Below are 16,818 nucleotides of genomic sequence, written 5' to 3'. Positions count from 1 at the left end.
GCGGTCGCCCGGCGGCTAGGCGCCGGACGCTACGGCGGCGGCGTCGCAGTCGACGCCCAGGTCCAGGGGCGGCCCAAGCGGCACCGGTTTGCGCAGCAACTGCACGCGTGCGGCCATCGCCGCGGTCACCAGCATTTCGTTTTCCTCGGTCACCATCAGGGCGCAGCCCAGGCCCAGGCGCCGGGCGGCGCGCTCGAAGCCCGCGGGTCCGGCGACGAACAGGGCCGTGGCGGCCGCGTCCGCCCGCACCGGATCCGGATGCAGCACCACCACCGAAGCGGCACCGCGGGCCGGGTGTCCCGAGCGCGGATCAAGCAGATGCGGCCAGCGTGCGCCGGTCGGCGATTCACGGAACTTGCTGTAGTTGCCCGAGCTGAAGAGTGCTTCGTGGTCGCCCAGCTGCACGCTGCCCAGGCCGCCTCCGAACGGATCCTGCAGGCCGACGCGCCAGGGCCGTCCGTCGCCGTCGCCAAGCGCGACGATGTCACCGCCCAGGCCGACCAGGGCATGACCAATGCCGTGGCGTTCGAGCACCTGCAGGATGGCTTCCGAGGCCAGGCCTTCGGCGATGGCGTCGAAGTCGAGCTGCACGGCCGGGTTGCTGCTCGACACCCTATCGCCCTCAACGAGGACTTGCTCCAGGCGCGGCCGCTGCTCGCGCCAGCGCGCCAGCCAGGCTTCGCTAGGCGCCGCCGTCAGGACCGGGAAGGTCGAGGTATGAAAGCCCCAGGCCGCCACCAGGCCGCCCAAGGCAGGATCGAAAAGCCCCTCGCTGGCCGCGACCAAGGGGCGCGAACGGTCGATCAGGGCAATCACCGAAGGCGGTGCCGTGGCCGATTCACCGGCCGCGAGCGCGCCATTGATGCGGGTCAGGTCAGACGGCTCCCAAGCGTGCCATTCCGTCTGGCGCTGGTTCAATAGCGCGGAAATCTCGGCCAGGGCGGCGCTGGAGGCGGCAGCGTCGGCACCGCGTATCTCGATTTCGGCCAGGGTGCCGAATACGTACAGGCGTTCGATGCGTGCCGGTGCTTCGCGGCTGCAGCCGATGGCCAGGCACAGGGTGACGGCCAGGGCCGCCCCGACCGTGCGCCGCAGGCCATCAGACGTACTGGCTACCCGGCGCATCCACCCACTCTCGGATGAAGGCCACGTCTTCCGGGGCGACATCGATGAAGCGGAAGCCGGTCCAGATCTGGCCCGGGGCGGCGGCCTCGTCCGACCACAGCTCGTGTGCGCCGACCTCGAGCTGACGGGATTTGCCGGCGTCGTCCTCGAGGCTGAAACGCAGCTGGAACAGGGCGTCGCTGGTGATCGGTTCGCCCAGGATCATCAGCATGCCGGTCTCGGAAAGATTGCTCAGCTTGCCAATCAGCACCCCGGTCATGGTGTCGAGCACGTCAATATTGCCGACCTTGCGGCGTTTTGCGCGGCGGTATTCGTTCATCGGGTGGGCGCCTCGGCAGGCGCCTGGCCGGCGAAGGAGCGCAGTGCGCTCATCACCGTGTTCCAGGCGCGGTCGATCAGGGTGCCTTTCTCTTCCTCCACCACTTTCACCTGGCCCTGGACCATGGCCTTGGCCAGACCTTCGAGCGTGTTCTCGCCGACCTTCTGGCCGCGATGGTTCACGAACAGGACATGGCCGGTGACAGTGGAGAACCAGGACAGGCGACGACGGACTTTCTCGCCCTGCTGGTTGAGGGAGAACTCGAACCAGGTGCCGAAGGGCAGCTGGCGGATCTGTTCGAGGCGCTTTTGCTCCTCGGGCGTGAGCGTGGACTTCTTGCCCTTTTTCGCCTGCTGGAGGTCTTCGCCCAGGCGCGCGCGCGCCTTCAGGCGCATGGTCAGTTCGGTGCGGCTGGCGGCAGAGTCGTCGTCGGCATTGGCCTGCGGTTCGACCAGTCGCTGGGCGATCGCCGAGGCTTCTTCCGCGTGGTAGCCGACCTGGGTGAGCGAAGACTGGATGTCGCCGCGCAGGGCTTGGGCTTCGGTGCTGCTGATCGGCGTGGCGCCGGGGCTGGCCTTCGCGACGCCGATCAGGCGTTCGGCGATGTCCAGGTGCTGCTTCCACTGTTCGGAATCCTCGCCGTGGCGCAGCGAAGTGAGCGCCATCACGTCGGTCCAAGCCTGGCTGAGCAGGGTGTGGGTGAAGCGCGGCAGATTCTGCTTCTTGAGCAGGCCCTCCACCACCGAGGCGGCACGTTCGCGCGCCAGCGCCAGTTTTTCCTTGCCGCGGGCGGCCTCGACGTGGCGCTTCTCGGCGACTTCGGCCTTGCGCGTCACCGTCTGCAGGTGGCCGCTGAGGTCTTCGAGCAGGTTGTTGAACAAGCCCAGGTCGCCGTCGAACTCGCGGACGGTGCGGTCGACCACTGACTGCATTTTTCCGACCAACTGCTGGTCGGCATCGTCTTCGCCCAGCCAGTAGGCGCCGGTCTCGGCGATGGTGTTGAGCATCTGCCGGGCGGGGTGCTGTTGGCGGGTGAAGAAGGCCTTGTCCTGCAGCGCCACGCGCAGCAAGGGCACCTGCAGCTTGGCCAGCAGGGCGGACGCCGGGCTGTTGGGCCGCACGTCCTTCATGATGTGGTCGAACAGCATGCTGACCAGATCGATGGCGTCGCCATCCTCCTCGGCCAGCGCCGGCGGCTGGTTTCCGGGCGTGTGCTGGCGCAGTTGGGCCAGCAGGTCCTGCTTGAGGTGGGTGACCGTGCGCTGGGTCGGCTTGCCGTTGACCATGACGGTGGTCGAGGCCTTCTGCTGCAGCTGGCCCAGGACGTCCTGGACCTGCTCGGAGCTGACCTGGACCCCCGCACCGCTGGTGCTGGGCTGGCCGCCTACCAGTTTGCCGAGCAGCTGTCGGCGACCGGCGAGCAGGTGCCGCATCTGCTGGAAGGTATCTTCGCCGCTGACGGCTTGGCCGCCGCTAGCCACGCCGGAGCGTCCGCCGGCCTGGCCGGGGTCACCGCCGCCAGCAGAGGTGCCTGCGTTGGCGCTGCTGCGGTCGGCGCCACCTGCGCCGTAGCCGCCGCCTGCGTTGCCGCCGCGATCGCCGCCATCGGCTGTGCTGCTGCTATCGCCACCCCTTCCGCCACTGGCACCGCCGCCAGCGCCGCTACCGCTAGCACTGCCGCTGCCGCCACCGGCGCGGCCGCCGCCGCGGGCTCCGGGCGAACCGCCGTCCGGGCCGTTGGCTGTTTCGGCCGGAGCGCCCGCCGGGTTGGCGCCGCGCGTCTTGGCGGCAGGCGCGCTGGACGGACGGCTGCGTACCGGCACGTAGTGCAGGTTGGGCAGCACGCCGTTGCGCGACAGATAGGTGTTGATGGACTCGATGAAGCCGCCGTAGAGCGGCATCAGATGCCGCTCGAAGGTTCGGAAGAGCAGGCTGCGGTGCTCGCCTGACAGCTCGAGGCAGTCCGAGGCCTGGCGCAACATGCGGCACAGGCCCTGTGGACCGATCGGCAGGTTCTCGGCATCGAAGGCCGGCTTCCCGGCCACTACGCCGAAGCGCTGGCCAAGCAGGTAGAGCGGCAGGCTGTTGCGGACTTCGGCACGGCTGGCGATTTCGGCCAGCACCGTGGTTTCGTCCATATCGACGTTTTCGACCAGGGTCAGCTCGTCGCGGGTCAGGCGGAAGCCGCCGGTGACCGACTTGGCGCCCGGTGGATCCTTGACGCAGGCCAGCTCGGCCTCCAGTGCAATCAGGAAGCGCGGCACCAGGTCCGGACGCGTGCGTTTGACCAGCCGCTGGGCTTCGAGCCAGCGGGTCTGGACCATATTGTTGCGTGCCTGCTCGGCGTACTTGAACAGCTGCTGCTCGAACTCATTGAGGGTCGAGACCAGCGTGCGTTCGATTTCGTCGGACGAATACTCGAGGATGCCGCCCAAAAGGCCGCGCACCCGTTCAGGCAATGGCCGCGTCGCCAGCGTCGGTGCCGACGCGTGCGGAGATGTGGCCGATGCGGACATGCGGCACTCCGTATGAATTCCCCAGCCGGATTCTAGGCACACGTGCGCCCTCGCGCATAGGGCCGGGCCAGGCGAGCATCATGGCGCGCACCTGGCCCGGACCGTGTTTATTTGCCGTTCCACACCAGGCTGAGCAGGCCGCCGCGGCCCGGGGTGTTGTAGCCGCGAACCATTTCATAGTCGCGATCCGCAAGGTTTTCCAGCCTGCCTTCCAAGCGCCAGGCCGGGCTGAACTGCCACGCGAAGCGCAGATGGGCCAGCGCATGAGAGGGCAGGGTGGCGCCGAAATCGGGGCGGCCTGAGAAATAGTCTCCCTCCAGGGCCAGCGACAGGCCGTTGTTCCAAACGTGGCCCAGTTCGACGTGGGCCTTGCGCTTGGCCCGACGCAGCAGGGGCTGGCCGGTGCCCGCATCGATCGCTTCCTGCCAGGTCAGGTTGCCGCCGCCGCTCCAGCCGCCGCGGTCGAAGCGGTAGCCCAGCTCCACGCCTTCGAGCGCGGCGCGGTTGATGTTAATGGCGTTGTTGGTGCCGGGGGCGGCGAAGGCGACCAGGTCACGGACCCGGGTGCGGTAGACCGACAGCTCGAGCCGCTGGGCCGCGTCCGGCGTGAACACCAGGCCGGTTTCCCAGGTTTCGGATTGCTCGGGGCGCAGCGCTGGATTGCCGGCAAAGCCGAAGCCGGTATCGGGGTAGTAGAGCTCGTTGAAGTTGGGAGCGCGGAAGCCTTCGCCCCAAGACAGGCGCCATTGCACGCGCGCGCCCAGATCCACGCCCCAGCCGGCATTGCCGGTAGTGACGCCGCCGTATTGGCTGCTGTCGTCGCGGCGCAGGGACAGATCCAGCACGTGCCGGCCGAAACGGCCGCCATAGCCGACGAAGGCTGCCTGGCTGCGGCGCGTGTCGTCGAACAGCAGGCCGTTGAACGCATTGTCCGAGGCGCCGTTTTCCCGCTGCCAGTTCAGCCCGAAGCGCAGGCTGGTGTCGTCGTCGAGCGCGAGCGAGTGAAGCCAGTCCACGCTGCTGCGGCGGCTGCGGAAGCCGTTCGGGAAGCTCCCGGCGGTATCCAGGTCCTCGCGCGCGTGACCGACCGTGAACTGATGGCTCCAGGCCGAAGACAGTTCGCCGGCGAGGGTGAGGCCGCCGGAGGTGTTGCGGGCGTCGGTGCTGCCGCGGTCAAACTCCACCTCGGCGTCCGTGGCGATCGCAGTGAACGACAGCAGTTGGTTGCCCAGGCTCGTGCGGCCTCGCAGGCTCAGGTTTCGGTTGCGATAGCCATCGTCGTCCGGATCGAAAGAAAACACCGAGTTCGGGTTGGTGGCCGAGAATCCGCGCAAACGCTGGTAGCCGGCGGTGATTCCGAAGCCTTTGCGGTCGCTGCCGCTGCCGACCGCGGCGCTGGCGCCAACGCGGCCATAGCTGCCCGCGGTGAGGCGCGCCGACGGCGCCGAGGGGTCGCGTGTGAAGACGTGCACGACGCCGCCGATGGCGTCCGAGCCCCACATCGAAGCGCGTGGGCCGCGAACGATCTCGATTCGCTCGATCTGTTCCAGCGGCAAATGGGCGAAATCGAAGACGCCCTGCCCGGTCGAGGTGACGCGGATGCCGTCAATCAGGATCAGGCTTTGGGTGGAATTGCCGCCGCGCAGAAACAGGGCGCTGCCAGCGCCCGGCCCGCCGGTGCGGGCGATGTCGATGCCCGCCTGCCGACCCAGCAGGTCGATCAGGTCCGGCGCCTGGCTGGCTTCGATGTCGGCGCGAGTGATCACGGTGACCGAGGCCAGCGCCTCGTCCAGCGGACGGGCCAGGCGCGTAGCGGTGACCTGGACGGTGTCCAGCGTGGCCGCGTCCTGGGCAAGCACGACGGGGGAAAAGCTGAGGGAAATCGCCGCGCAAAGTGCGGCTTGGCGTGCAACGTGGTTCATTGGTTGGTGTCTCCTGGAACGCTCACCCGCGGGAAGCACGCGCGGGGGGAACCGGGAAACGACGTGGCCGGACGCGAACGGACGCAGGCCATGACGCCGCCCCGTCGCCCTCCGCAACGTGCCGTGGTGGCCACCCCTGGGGGTGGCCAAGCACCAGGCCGGTCTCCGGACTCGCCAGTGACGGGATGCGCGGAGCATTCCGTCTCCCTTCCGCCTTCCCATGCCCGGGGGCACAGTGGCTTGCTGGAGGGTTTTCTGGCCTACCGTTGCGGGGGCAGTGCCGGAGTTTGACCGGCTTCCCGAACACCTGGGACCGGTGAAGTCTATGTCAAGACGGGGTCAGTCGTCGCGCCCGGCGTCGTAGCCGTCGAGTTCGCCATCGCCGCCTACCCGCAGCCGCACCGTGATCGGCCGGCAGCAGACGAAGCAGTCTTCGACGTACTCCGCATCGCCGCCGGACGGGTCGGCGACGGTCTCGAAGGATTCCCCGCAGTGCGGGCAGGTCAGGACGATGGTGTCGAGCATGGCGCCAGCCTGCCCGTGGCCAGGTTTGCCGAACGTGACGGCCTGAGGGTCAGAGGAACAGGCCGATCACGTCGTTGGTGAACCGGCGCCCCAGCTCGGTCGGCTGCCAGCGCTCGCCGTCCTGCTCGAGCCAGCCGCGGTCCCGGGCTTGCTGTAGTTCGGTCGCGATGACCCCGCGGTCCAGGCCGGTGCGCGACTCGAAGTCGGCCAGGCTGAACCCTTCGACCAGGCGCAGTGCGTTGAGCATGTAGTCGAAGGGGAGGGCCTGGGGCGCGATCGCATCATCGCCGCCGATGCCCTGCGGGGTGCCGGCATGGGCCATGAAGTCGCGCGGATTCTTCGGCTTCCAGCGCCGGCGCACCTCGCCACTGGCGCCCGCGCTGATCTTGCCGTGGGCGCCGGCGCCGATGCCCAGATAGTCGCCGAAACGCCAGTAGTTGAGATTGTGCGCGCACTGGTGCCCGGCGCGGGCATAGGCCGACACCTCGTACTGGGCGTAGCCGGCGGCGGCCATGGCCTCGATGCAGCGCTCCTGGATGTCCCAGGCGCTGTCCTCGTCGGGCAGGCCCGCGGGCGGCTTCACCGCGAAGGCGGTGTTGGGCTCCATGGTCAGCTGGTAGTGCGACAGATGCGCCGGCGCCAGCGCGATGGCGCGCTCGACGTCGTGCAGGGCCATGGCCAGGTCCTGGCCGGGCAGGGCGTACATCAGGTCGAGGTTGATGTTGTCGTAGCCGGCGTCCTGCGCCAGTTTGACCGCACGCTCGGCTTCACCGCTGTCGTGGATGCGCCCCAGCCGCTGCAGGCAGCCATCGTCGAAGCTCTGGATGCCGAAGCTGATGCGATTCACGCCGGCGGCGCGGTACTGCTCGAAGCGACCGTGCTCGGCGGTGCCCGGGTTGCACTCCATGGTGATCTCGGCGCCGGGCGCGAAGCGCAGACGGGCTGCGCAGGCATCGAGAATGGCGCCGATCGCGTCGGGTGCAAACAGGCTGGGCGTTCCGCCGCCGAAGAACACGCTGTGGACGGTACGGCCCCAGACCTGGGGCAGGTCCTGCTCGAGGTCGCGCACCAGGGCCGCGACGTAGTCGCCTACCGGCAGCGCCCCGGACTGGCCGTGCGAGTTGAAGTCGCAGTAAGGGCACTTCTTGACGCACCACGGAATATGGACATAAAGCGAAAGCGGCGGCGGGATGAGCGTGCTCACGGCTCGCGCAGTCGCTCGCGCAGCTGGGCCAGGGCCCGGCCGCGGTGGCTGATGCGGTTCTTCAGCGCCGGGTCGAGCTCGGCGGCCGTGTGTTGCTGGTCGGGATCCAGGAAGACCGGGTCGTAGCCGAAGCCGCCTTCTCCACGGCGCGCGGCCAGCACGTAGCCCGGCCAACGGCCTTCGACCACCAGCGGCTGGGGGTCGCGGGCATGCTGCATCAGCACGAGCACGCAGTGGAAATGCGCCCGCCGCTGTTCGCCCTCCAGCCCCTGCATGCGTTCAAGCAGCTTGGCGATGTTGGCGGCCGAATCGCCGTGGCTGCCGGCATAGCGCGCGCTGTACAGGCCAGGTTCGCCGTCGAGTGCGTCCACCACCAGACCCGAATCGTCGGCCAGCGCCGGCAAACCGGTCGCGGCGCAGGCGTGCCGCGCCTTGATGATCGCGTTCTCGACGAAGCTCAGGCCGTCCTCGACGGCGTCTTCCACGCCCAGCTCGCCCTGCGTCACCAGCGCGTAGCCGGCTTCGGCCAGCAGCGGCTGGAGTTCGGCGAGCTTGCCCTGGTTCGAGGTGGCGAGGACCAGCTTCCTGGGCATGGCGTGGCTCAGTCCGCCAGCGCCGCGCGCTGCAGGGCGACCAGTTCGGCCACGCCTTTTTCGGCCAGCACGAGCAGGGCATCGAGTTCATTGCGACGGAAGGCGTGGCCTTCGGCGGTGCCTTGGACCTCGATGAAGCCGCCGCCGTCGTTCATCACGACGTTCATGTCGGTGTCGCAGGTGCTGTCCTCGCGGTAGTCGAGGTCGAGCACCGGCACGCCCTGGTAGATACCGACCGACACGGCCGCCACCGCGCCCAGGATCGGGTCGCGGCTGATGTCGCCGCGGGCCTTGAGCACCGCCACGGCGTCGCATAGCGCCACGTAGGCGCCGGTGATCGCCGCGGTGCGGGTGCCGCCGTCGGCCTGCAGCACGTCGCAGTCCAGGGTGATGGTGCGCTCGCCCAGCGCCTTGCGGTCGATGCAGGCGCGCAGCGCGCGGCCGATCAGGCGCTGGATCTCCAGCGTGCGGCCGCCCTGCTTGCCGCGCGCGGCCTCGCGGTCGTTGCGGGTGTTGGTGGCGCGCGGCAGCATGCCGTATTCGGCCGTGACCCAGCCTTCGCCCTTGCCGCGCAGGAAGCCCGGCGCCTTGTTGTCGATGCTGGCGGTGCACAGCACGCGGGTGTCGCCGAAGCTCACCAGTACCGAGCCCTCGGCGTGCTTGGTGAAGTGCCGCTCGATGCTTACGGCGCGCAGCTGGTCGGGGGCGCGGCCGTCGGGGCGGGTGGAGCTGGTCATGGGGCACATCCGGCAATCTTTGGCCGGCTAGATTACCATTCGACCCCTCCATTCCCGGGACCGCCCATGATCCGCAGCATGACTGCCTTCGCCGCCTGCGAGCGCGCCGCCACCGGTGGCACGCTCGGATGCGAGCTGCGCGCGGTGAACCACCGCTTCCACGAGCTGAGCGTGCGCGCGCCCGAGGAACTGCGCGCGATCGAGCCGGCGCTGCGTGAGCGGGTGGCCCAGAAGGTGTCTCGCGGCAAGGTTGACCTGGTGCTGAGGTTCCGGCCTGCGGGCGGTGGCCGGGCCGATCTGTGCATCAATCACGGCCTTCTGGACCAGCTCGCCGCAGCGGCCCAGGCAGTGAACGCGCGATTCCCCGGCCTGCGGACCGAGTTCACCGAGCTTTTGCGCTTTCCGGGCGTGGTGGAAGAAGACGCACTGGACCAGGCCGGCCTGCAGGCTGAGGCGCTGGCCTTGCTTGACGAGACCTTGACCGAGTTCGTGGCCGCGCGTGAGCGCGAGGGTGCCAAGCTGGCCGCCGTGATGGCCGAGCGCGTAGACGGCATCGAGCGCATCACGCGGCAGGTTCGCGAATGGCTGCCCGAGATCCGCGCGGCGCTGCGCGCCAAGCTCGACGCGAAGCTGGCCGACCTCAAACTGCCGCTTGATCCCGGACGGCTGGAGCAGGAAGTGGTGCTCAATCTTCAGAAGATTGACGTGGACGAAGAGCTGGACCGACTGGCCAGCCACGTTGCCGAGGCTCGCCGGGTATTCGGCCTGCCCGAGGCGGTTGGCCGCCGGCTCGACTTCCTGATGCAGGAGTTCAATCGCGAAGCCAACACCCTGGGCTCGAAGTCGGTGGACAGCCGCACCACGCAGGCGGCGGTGGAGCTCAAGGTCCTGATCGAACAGCTGCGCGAACAGGTGCAAAACCTCGAATGAACGCCATCCGCGGCACGCTCTACGTGGTCGCCGCGCCCTCGGGTGCCGGCAAGTCCAGCCTGGTCAATGCGGTGCTGGCCAAGGAGCCGGGGATCGCCCTGTCGATTTCCTTCACCTCGCGCCCGCCGCGGCCGGGTGAACGCCACGCCCAGCACTACCACTTCGTCGACAAGGCCGAATTCCAGCGCATGATCGCCGCCGGCGACTTCTATGAACACGCGCTGGTGCACGGTGACTACAAGGGCACCGCCCGGCAGTCCGTCGAGCCGCAGCTGGCCGCGGGCAAGGACGTGCTGCTGGAGATCGACTGGCAGGGCGCGCGCCAGGTCCGTGAGCAGATGCCGGACTGCATCAGCGTCTTCATCCTGCCGCCGTCCAAGGACGCGCTCGAAACCCGGATGCGCAACCGGGGCCAGGACAGCGAGGCCACCATCGCCAAGCGCCTGGCGGCGGCCCGGGAAGAGATGTCGCACTACGACGAGTTCGACTACGTCATCGTCAACGAACACTTTGACGCCGCCGCGGCCGAGCTGCGGGCCATCTTCGTGGCCCGGCGGCTGGAGCGGGCGGCCCAGGCTGCCCGCCACGCCGGGCTGATCGGCGACCTGCTGGCCTGAATCGCCCGGCGGGCGCGCATTTGCGCCGCCTCCGGCCCGGGCGTACAATGCGCGGTTCGCGTAACCCCTTGATTTTCCGTGGGTGCCCAGGCCGGGCATCGCGCGGTTGAGGAGATCCAATGGCCCGCATTACCGTGGAAGACTGCCTGTCCGTCGTCGACAACCGCTTCGAGCTGGTCCTGATGGCGTCCAAGCGCGCCCGCCAGCTGGCGAAGGGCGTGGAACCGACCCTCGACAACAGCGAACAGCAGGACAAGCCGACCGTGCTGGCCCTGCGTGAAATCGCGGCCCGCAAGATTGACCAGAAGATGATCGACGACGTCGAGAAGTCCGAGCGCGAGCGCGCCGAGCGCGAGGCCCTGGAGTGGGCCGCCGCCGAAGTGGTCGACGACGACCTGTCCAAGGGCAGCGACGAGATCTAAGTCCCTCGGGCTGGTGGCGTCCTGTAGGAGGGCCTTCAGGCCCGAAGCTCTCCGTGAAGGGCTTCGGGCCTGAAGGCCCTCCTACATTCCGGCTCAAGTGGGCCCAGCTTCGCCCGAAAGCTGCGCCATTGATGGGTTTCCCGTGGCCGCGTAGTCTGGCCGTATGTCCTCGTTCACCAAGCCGCAGAAAGTCGCCGACGTCGGTCCGGACCCTTGTCCGGACGCGGTGCTGGCGCTCGAGAAGCGGCTGGCTGACTACCTGGCGCCTGACCAGATTCGGCTGGTCCGGCGCGCCTACGAGATCGGCGCCCGCGCCCACGAAGGCCAAACCCGAAAGAGCGGTGAGGCCTATATCACCCACCCGGTGGCCGTAGCCGGCATCTTGGCTGAGCTTCGGCTCGACGCCGAGACCCTGTGTGCGGCGATCCTGCACGACGCGCTCGAGGACACGCCGCTGCCGCGCAGCGAGATCGAGCGTGAGTTCAGCGGCACCGTGGCGGAGCTGGTCGACGGCGTCACCAAGCTCGACAAGCTGCATTTCCGCGATCGCCAGGAAGCCGCCGCCGAGAGCTTCCGCAAGATGATGCTGGCGATGGCGCGCGACCTGCGCGTGATCCTGATCAAGCTCGCCGACCGCCTGCACAACATGCGCACGCTGGACGCGATGGCCGCCGAATCGCGCCGCCGGATCGCCCGTGAAACGCTTGAGATCTACGCGCCGATCGCCCAGCGTCTGGGTATGAACAAGATCAAGGCCGAGCTGCAGGATCTCGGCTTCCGCGCGCTGCACCCGATGCGGCATCGGGTCATTTCCAAGCGCATCCTGTCCCAGCCGGTGATGCGGCGCGAGGCCCTGGCCACCATCGAGGCGCAGCTGGCGCAGCGGCTGGCGCAGGAAGGACTGCGCAACCACTTGGTTAGCCGGGTGAAGTCGCCCTGGAGCATCTACACCAAGATGCGCCAGGAAAACAAAAGCCTGGAGCAGGTGCTCGACGTCTTCGGCTTCCGCATCGTGGTGCCCACGGTGATGCAGTGCTACCACGCGCTGGGCGCCGTGCATTCGATCTACAAGCCGCTGGATGCACGCTTCCGGGACTTCATCGCCATTCCCAAGGCCAACGGCTACCAGAGTCTGCACACGGTGCTATTCGGCCCCTACGGTGCGCCGGTGGAGGTGCAGATCCGCACCGAGGACATGGACCTGGTGGCAGAACGCGGTATCGCCGCGCACTGGATCTACAAGAGCGCCGGGACCGGCAGCAGTGCCGCGCAGGCGCGCGCCCAGGACTGGGTGCGCAACCTGATGGACACGCAGCAAAGCGCGGGCTCGTCGCTGGAGTTCCTGGAGAACGTCAAGGTCGACCTGTTCCCCGACGAGGTCTATCTGTTCACGCCCAAGGGCGACATCCTGGCGCTGCCGCGCAACGCCACTGCGCTCGACTTCGCCTACGCGGTGCATACCGATGTCGGCAACCACGCCGTGGCGGCGCGGGTGGACAAAAAGCTGGTGCCGCTGCGCAGCAAGCTCAGCAGCGGCCAGAGCGTCGAGATCATCACCGCGCCCTCGGCGACGCCCGGCCCGCAGTGGCTGGAGTTCGTGGTTTCGAGCAAGGCGCGCACCGCGATCCGGCATTTCCTCAAGCGCCTTGAGCACGAGGACGCCGTGGACCTGGGCCACCGCATGCTCGATCGCGCGCTGGAAGCGCTGGAAAGCTCGCTCGACCGGGTACCGGCCGAGCGCATCGAACAGCTGCTCGCCGAGATGCGCTATCGGAGACTGGAAGAGCTGCTGGCCGATATCGCCCTGGGCAACCGCATGCCGGCCCAGGTGGCGCGCATCATGGTGCACGGTCAGGACGCCCTGCCGGCAGGTGCAGGCGGCGGGCTGCCGTCGCAGGCCACATCCGAGCGCGTCATGATCACCGGCAGCGAGCGCGGTGTACTTAGTTTCGCAGGATGCTGTCATCCGATACCCGGCGACGAAATCATGGGTTTCCTTAGTGCCGGCAAGGGCGTGGTGGTGCACCGCAGCGACTGCCCGAACGTGGCCGAATACCGCAAGCTCCCCGAGCGCTGCGTGCCCATGGCCTGGGACCGCAGCGTACAGGGCGACTACGGGGTGTCGCTGCGCATCGAGGTTGAAAACAAGCCCGGCGTACTGGCCCAGGTGGCCGCCGCGGTCGCGGAAAGCAACTCCAATATTGATTCGGTCGAATACCGGGAGCGCGACGTTTCGGTGTCGGTGATGGAGTTCGCGATCGAGGTACGTAATCGCAAGCACCTCGCCGACGTGATCCGCCGTATCCGGCGCCTGGGCGTGGTGCACGGGGTCCAGCGGCTCTGACTGGTCTGGCAGCTGCGGCGCGCGGCTCCTACAATCGCGGTTCCCCTCCCTGTCGAGCCACCGCCATGTCACGAGATCCGATCAGCACCGAGCGCGCGCCTGCCGCCATCGGCCCCTATTCACAGGCCGTGCGTTCGGGCCAGACCGTTTACCTGTCGGGCCAGATCCCGCTCGACCCGGCCACCGGCGAACTCGTCGGCGGCGACATCAGCGCCCAGACGCGGCGCGTGTTCGACAACCTCAAGGCGGTTTGCGAGGCGGCCGGCGGATCCCTCGACGGCGTCGTGCGGGTCGGCATTTACGTGATGGACCTGTCGGACTTCGCCCAGGTCAATGCCGTCATGGCGGAGTACTTCCAGACGCCCTATCCGGCGCGCTCGACCATTCAGGTCGCCGGCCTGCCCAAGGGTGCCCGGGTCGAGATCGACGCCGTTCTGGTCATCGGCTGAAGTCGTGACCGGGCCGCCGCGTCGCCGCGGCAGCCGCGGCCCGGAGCCGGCGCTGGCGCCATCCGGGGCCGACGGCCTGTCCACGCTGCCGGGCGTCGGCCCGAAAGTGGCTGAAAAGCTGGCCGTACGCGGTCTGTTGAGCCTGCAGGACCTCTGGCTGCATCTACCGCTGCGCTACGAAGACCGCACCCGGCTGACGCCGATCAGCGGCCTGCAGCCCGGCGTCTCGGCCCAGGTGGCCGGGCGCGTGGAGGCGGTTGAGCGCAGTTTCCGGTTCCGGCCGACGCTGCGGGTCGCGATAAGCGATGGTTCGTTCGGTGGCCTGGTGCTGCGCTTCTTCCACTTCAACCGGGCCCAGCTGGCGCAGTTCGTTCCCGGTCGCCGCATCCTTTGTTACGGCGAGGCGCGGCCGGGCCAGCACGGGCTGGAAATGGTCCACCCCAGCTATCAGCTGCTGGGGGAGGACGCCGATGCCACGGTCCGCGATCGTCTTGACCCGGTCTATCCGGCGGTGGAAGGCCTGGGCCCGCAGTCGCTGGTGCGCCTGGTCGGCGAGGCGCTGCGGCGACTGCCGCCGGCCGACGAGCTCGAGTTGCTGCCCGGTGACCTGCGCCAACGGCTGCAGCTGCCGACCCTGCGCGAAGCGCTGCTGACCGCACACCGGCCGCCGCCCGATGCCGACTTGCGCGAGTTCGCGCTCGGCGTCCACCCGGCCCAGCGCCGATTGGCGCTGGAGGAACTGCTGGCCCATCACCTGAGCCTGCGGCGCCAGCGCATCGCCCTGCGCGCCCACGGGGCAAGCCCGGTACGGCCCAAGGGCGAGCTGGCCAAGGCGCTGCGCGCCGGGCTGAAGTTCACGCTAACGGGGGCGCAGCGGCGCGTGCTGGACGAGGTGGCGCAGGACATGGCGCGCCCGGAGCCGATGCTGCGGCTGGTGCAGGGTGACGTCGGCAGCGGCAAGACCGTGGTCGCCGCCCTGGCCGCGGCCAACGCCGTGGAGGCCGGGCGTCAGGTCGCCCTGATGGCGCCGACCGAACTGCTGGCCGAGCAACACCTGGTCAATTTCCGCGCCTGGCTCGAGCCGCTCGGGCTCAAGGTGGCGTGGTTGGCCGGCAAGGTCACCGGCAAGGCGCGCGCCGCCGTGCTCGAAGAGATCAGCTCGGGTCGGGCCCAGGTGGTGGTGGGCACCCACGCTTTGATGCAGGACAAGGTCGTGTTCGCCGGCCTGGGCCTGGCCATCGTCGACGAACAGCACCGGTTCGGCGTGCACCAGCGCCTGGCCCTGCGCGACAAGGGCTTGAATGGCGTCCAGGTGCCGCATCAGCTGGTGATGACCGCGACCCCGATTCCACGCACCCTGGCGATGTCGGCTTACGCCGACCTGGATGTATCCGTGATAGACGAAATGCCACCGGGCCGCACGCCGGTGCAGACCGTGGCGATCAGCGGTGAGCGTCGCGGCGAGGTGGTCGAGCGAATCCGCGCGGCCTGCGCGGAGGGGCGCCAGGCCTACTGGGTCTGCACCCTGATCGAGGACAGCGAAGAGGTCGAGGCGCAGGCCGCCCAGAGCACCTACGAGCAGTTGGGCACGCTATTGCCCGAACTGCGCCTGGGCCTGCTGCACGGGCGCATGAAGTCGGCGGAGAAGCAGGCGGTGATGTCGGCCTTCAAGGCGGGCCAGCTGAACCTGTTGGTGGCGACCACGGTGATCGAAGTCGGCGTGGACGTGGCCAACGCCAGCCTGATGGTGATCGAAAACGCCGAGCGCCTGGGCCTGGCCCAACTGCACCAGCTTCGCGGGCGGGTGGGGCGCGGCGCCGCGGCCTCCAGCTGCGTGCTGATGTTCAAGCCGCCGCTGTCGGCGATGGCGCGCGAGCGGCTGGAGGTGATGCGCGCCAGCACCGACGGCTTCCTGATCGCCGAGAAGGACCTTGAGCTGCGTGGCCCGGGCGAGCTGCTCGGCACGCGCCAGACCGGGCTGGCCAACTTCCGCATGGCCGACCTGGTGCGCGACGCCGACCTGCTGCCCGAGGTGCATCGCGCCGCGGACGAGCTGCTGGCGACGGCGCCGGACATCGCTGGCCGCTTGGTCGAGCGCTGGGTGGGCGGGGCCGCGCGCTTCGCCGGTGCCTGAATCGGCATAATCGGGCCATGACCGACGAACGCATTCCGCTGCTGATCGACACCGACCCGGGCGTGGACGACGCCCTGGCTCTCCTGATGGCCTTCAACGACCCCCGCCACCGTCTGGTGGGCCTGACCATCGCCGCCGGAAACGTCGGCCTGGACCACACCGTCGCCAACGCGCTCAAGCTCTGCGAGGTCGCGGGCGTGGACGTGCCGGTCTACGCCGGCTGCCCGGTGCCCTTGGTTCACGATGCAGCGGATGCCGCCTATGTGCACGGCAAAGACGGCTTCGGCGACACCGGCTATGTGCCGTCCGATCGTCGGGCCGAGGCCGAGCATGCGGCGCTGGCGATCCTGCGCTTGTCCCACGAGCATGCCGGTCGCCTGCTGCTGGTCACGCTGGGCCCGCTGACCAACCTGGCGCTGGCCTTGCGCCTGGATCCGTCGCTGCCATCACGGATCGGGCGCCTGGTGGTGATGGGCGGGGCCGTAACGGGGCAGGGCAACACCTCGATACCGGCGGAATTCAACATCGCCTTCGACCCGGAGGCGGCCGACGTGGTGTTCCGGGGCTTCCCCCACTTCGAACTGGCGGACTGGGAGGCGGTGGTGCGGCACGGCTTCCCGCACCGGGATTTCGAGGCCTGGCTGGCGGCCGGCGATGGCCGCGCGCGCTTCTACGACGGCATCTCGCGATTCACCCGGCAGTGGTCGGAGGGCAAGCGCGGCGATCTGTGGCACAGCGCCGATGCCCTGGCGATGGCCGCGGCCCTGCATCCGGACGGCGTTACCCGGGCCGAGGAGCGCTTCCTGGCCGTGGAGCTGGAGGGCAGGCTCAGCCGCGGTGCGACCCTGGTGGACTGGCAGCAGCGCATGGCGCGACCGGCCAATGCCCGGATCGTGATGGACTATGACCAGGCCCGGTTTGAGGGCCTGATCCGGGCCGCCCTGGGCGCCTGAGCGCCGGACTTGCGACAAGGCGCTGGGC

The 16,818-nt window shown here is 68.9% G+C and carries 15 protein-coding genes and 1 riboswitch; of the genes, 7 read left to right on the top strand and 8 right to left on the bottom strand.

What is annotated here, in order from left to right; all coding sequences use genetic code 11:
* Positions 1–15: 15 nt before the first annotated feature.
* From ACYVGY_RS07200 to rph, 8 genes are all read right to left on the bottom strand, one after another.
* Positions 16–1,125: an FAD:protein FMN transferase gene (locus tag ACYVGY_RS07200; RefSeq protein WP_460456786.1), complete on the bottom strand. Its 1,110-nt coding sequence runs from the start codon at positions 1,123–1,125 to the stop codon at positions 16–18.
* On the bottom strand, positions 1,100–1,444 hold the full coding sequence (locus ACYVGY_RS07195; RefSeq protein ID WP_460456785.1) for a PilZ domain-containing protein: 345 nt from the start codon (positions 1,442–1,444) through the stop codon (positions 1,100–1,102). Before ACYVGY_RS07195 ends, ACYVGY_RS07200 begins: the two co-directional genes overlap by 26 nt.
* Entirely contained in the window at positions 1,441–3,960 is a 2,520-nt protein-coding gene (locus ACYVGY_RS07190) for a DUF1631 domain-containing protein (RefSeq protein ID WP_460456784.1), read from the bottom strand. Before ACYVGY_RS07190 ends, ACYVGY_RS07195 begins: the two co-directional genes overlap by 4 nt.
* A 107-nt stretch (positions 3,961–4,067) precedes the next feature.
* Positions 4,068–5,882: a TonB-dependent receptor domain-containing protein gene (locus tag ACYVGY_RS07185; protein WP_460456783.1), complete on the bottom strand. Its 1,815-nt coding sequence runs from the start codon at positions 5,880–5,882 to the stop codon at positions 4,068–4,070.
* Positions 5,883–6,021: 139 nt separating this feature from the next.
* Positions 6,022–6,208, bottom strand: a riboswitch (cobalamin riboswitch).
* Between the two features lie 13 nt (positions 6,209–6,221).
* A complete protein-coding gene (locus tag ACYVGY_RS07180) occupies positions 6,222–6,407 on the bottom strand; it encodes a CPXCG motif-containing cysteine-rich protein (protein ID WP_460456782.1) in 186 nt (61 codons plus the stop codon).
* A gap of 49 nt (positions 6,408–6,456) precedes the next feature.
* On the bottom strand, positions 6,457–7,611 hold the full coding sequence (hemW, locus tag ACYVGY_RS07175) for a radical SAM family heme chaperone HemW (RefSeq protein WP_460456781.1): 1,155 nt from the start codon (positions 7,609–7,611) through the stop codon (positions 6,457–6,459).
* A complete protein-coding gene (gene rdgB, locus ACYVGY_RS07170; protein WP_460456780.1) occupies positions 7,608–8,204 on the bottom strand; it encodes an RdgB/HAM1 family non-canonical purine NTP pyrophosphatase in 597 nt (198 codons plus the stop codon). Before rdgB ends, hemW begins: the two co-directional genes overlap by 4 nt.
* A gap of 8 nt (positions 8,205–8,212) precedes the next feature.
* Entirely contained in the window at positions 8,213–8,941 is a 729-nt protein-coding gene (gene rph / locus ACYVGY_RS07165) for a ribonuclease PH (protein WP_460456779.1), read from the bottom strand.
* A gap of 66 nt (positions 8,942–9,007) precedes the next feature.
* Between rph and ACYVGY_RS07160 the strand changes: the two genes are divergently transcribed.
* The 7 genes from ACYVGY_RS07160 to ACYVGY_RS07130 all read left to right on the top strand — a co-directional run bounded on the left by ACYVGY_RS07160 (position 9,008) and on the right by ACYVGY_RS07130 (position 16,790).
* A complete protein-coding gene (locus tag ACYVGY_RS07160; RefSeq protein ID WP_460456778.1) occupies positions 9,008–9,871 on the top strand; it encodes a YicC/YloC family endoribonuclease in 864 nt (287 codons plus the stop codon).
* Positions 9,872–9,876: 5 nt separating this feature from the next.
* Entirely contained in the window at positions 9,877–10,488 is a 612-nt protein-coding gene (gmk, locus tag ACYVGY_RS07155) for a guanylate kinase (RefSeq protein ID WP_460456959.1), read from the top strand.
* Positions 10,489–10,607: 119 nt separating this feature from the next.
* Positions 10,608–10,910 (top strand): DNA-directed RNA polymerase subunit omega, encoded by a 303-nt coding sequence (rpoZ, locus tag ACYVGY_RS07150; RefSeq protein ID WP_460456777.1) that lies wholly within the window; start codon positions 10,608–10,610, stop codon positions 10,908–10,910.
* Positions 10,911–11,073: 163 nt separating this feature from the next.
* The gene (locus ACYVGY_RS07145; protein WP_460456776.1) at positions 11,074–13,254 is read left to right on the top strand and encodes a RelA/SpoT family protein; all 2,181 of its coding nucleotides are present in this window, start codon (positions 11,074–11,076) and stop codon (positions 13,252–13,254) included.
* Between the two features lie 65 nt (positions 13,255–13,319).
* Complete coding sequence (locus tag ACYVGY_RS07140) at positions 13,320–13,703, top strand: RidA family protein (RefSeq protein ID WP_460456775.1); 384 nt, start codon at positions 13,320–13,322, stop codon at positions 13,701–13,703.
* Positions 13,704–13,707: 4 nt separating this feature from the next.
* A complete protein-coding gene (recG, locus tag ACYVGY_RS07135) occupies positions 13,708–15,837 on the top strand; it encodes an ATP-dependent DNA helicase RecG (protein WP_460456774.1) in 2,130 nt (709 codons plus the stop codon).
* Between the two features lie 17 nt (positions 15,838–15,854).
* Entirely contained in the window at positions 15,855–16,790 is a 936-nt protein-coding gene (locus ACYVGY_RS07130) for a nucleoside hydrolase (protein ID WP_460456773.1), read from the top strand.
* Positions 16,791–16,818 lie beyond the last annotated feature (28 nt).

This window comes from Arenimonas alkanexedens, assembly GCF_054781355.1.
This window is presented reverse-complemented; position numbering and strand designations above follow the sequence as displayed.

Coding starts and splice junctions, on each gene's coding strand:
- ACYVGY_RS07145 (WP_460456776.1), top strand. CDS start 11,074: ATGTCCTCGTTCACCAAGCCGCAGAAAGTCGCCGACGTCGGTCCGGAC.
- ACYVGY_RS07160 (WP_460456778.1), top strand. CDS start 9,008: ATGATCCGCAGCATGACTGCCTTCGCCGCCTGCGAGCGCGCCGCCACC.
- rpoZ (WP_460456777.1), top strand. CDS start 10,608: ATGGCCCGCATTACCGTGGAAGACTGCCTGTCCGTCGTCGACAACCGC.
- rdgB (WP_460456780.1), bottom strand. CDS start 8,204: ATGCCCAGGAAGCTGGTCCTCGCCACCTCGAACCAGGGCAAGCTCGCC.
- ACYVGY_RS07195 (WP_460456785.1), bottom strand. CDS start 1,444: ATGAACGAATACCGCCGCGCAAAACGCCGCAAGGTCGGCAATATTGAC.
- ACYVGY_RS07200 (WP_460456786.1), bottom strand. CDS start 1,125: ATGCGCCGGGTAGCCAGTACGTCTGATGGCCTGCGGCGCACGGTCGGG.
- rph (WP_460456779.1), bottom strand. CDS start 8,941: ATGACCAGCTCCACCCGCCCCGACGGCCGCGCCCCCGACCAGCTGCGC.
- ACYVGY_RS07180 (WP_460456782.1), bottom strand. CDS start 6,407: ATGCTCGACACCATCGTCCTGACCTGCCCGCACTGCGGGGAATCCTTC.
- ACYVGY_RS07130 (WP_460456773.1), top strand. CDS start 15,855: ATGACCGACGAACGCATTCCGCTGCTGATCGACACCGACCCGGGCGTG.
- ACYVGY_RS07185 (WP_460456783.1), bottom strand. CDS start 5,882: ATGAACCACGTTGCACGCCAAGCCGCACTTTGCGCGGCGATTTCCCTC.
- ACYVGY_RS07190 (WP_460456784.1), bottom strand. CDS start 3,960: ATGTCCGCATCGGCCACATCTCCGCACGCGTCGGCACCGACGCTGGCG.
- ACYVGY_RS07140 (WP_460456775.1), top strand. CDS start 13,320: ATGTCACGAGATCCGATCAGCACCGAGCGCGCGCCTGCCGCCATCGGC.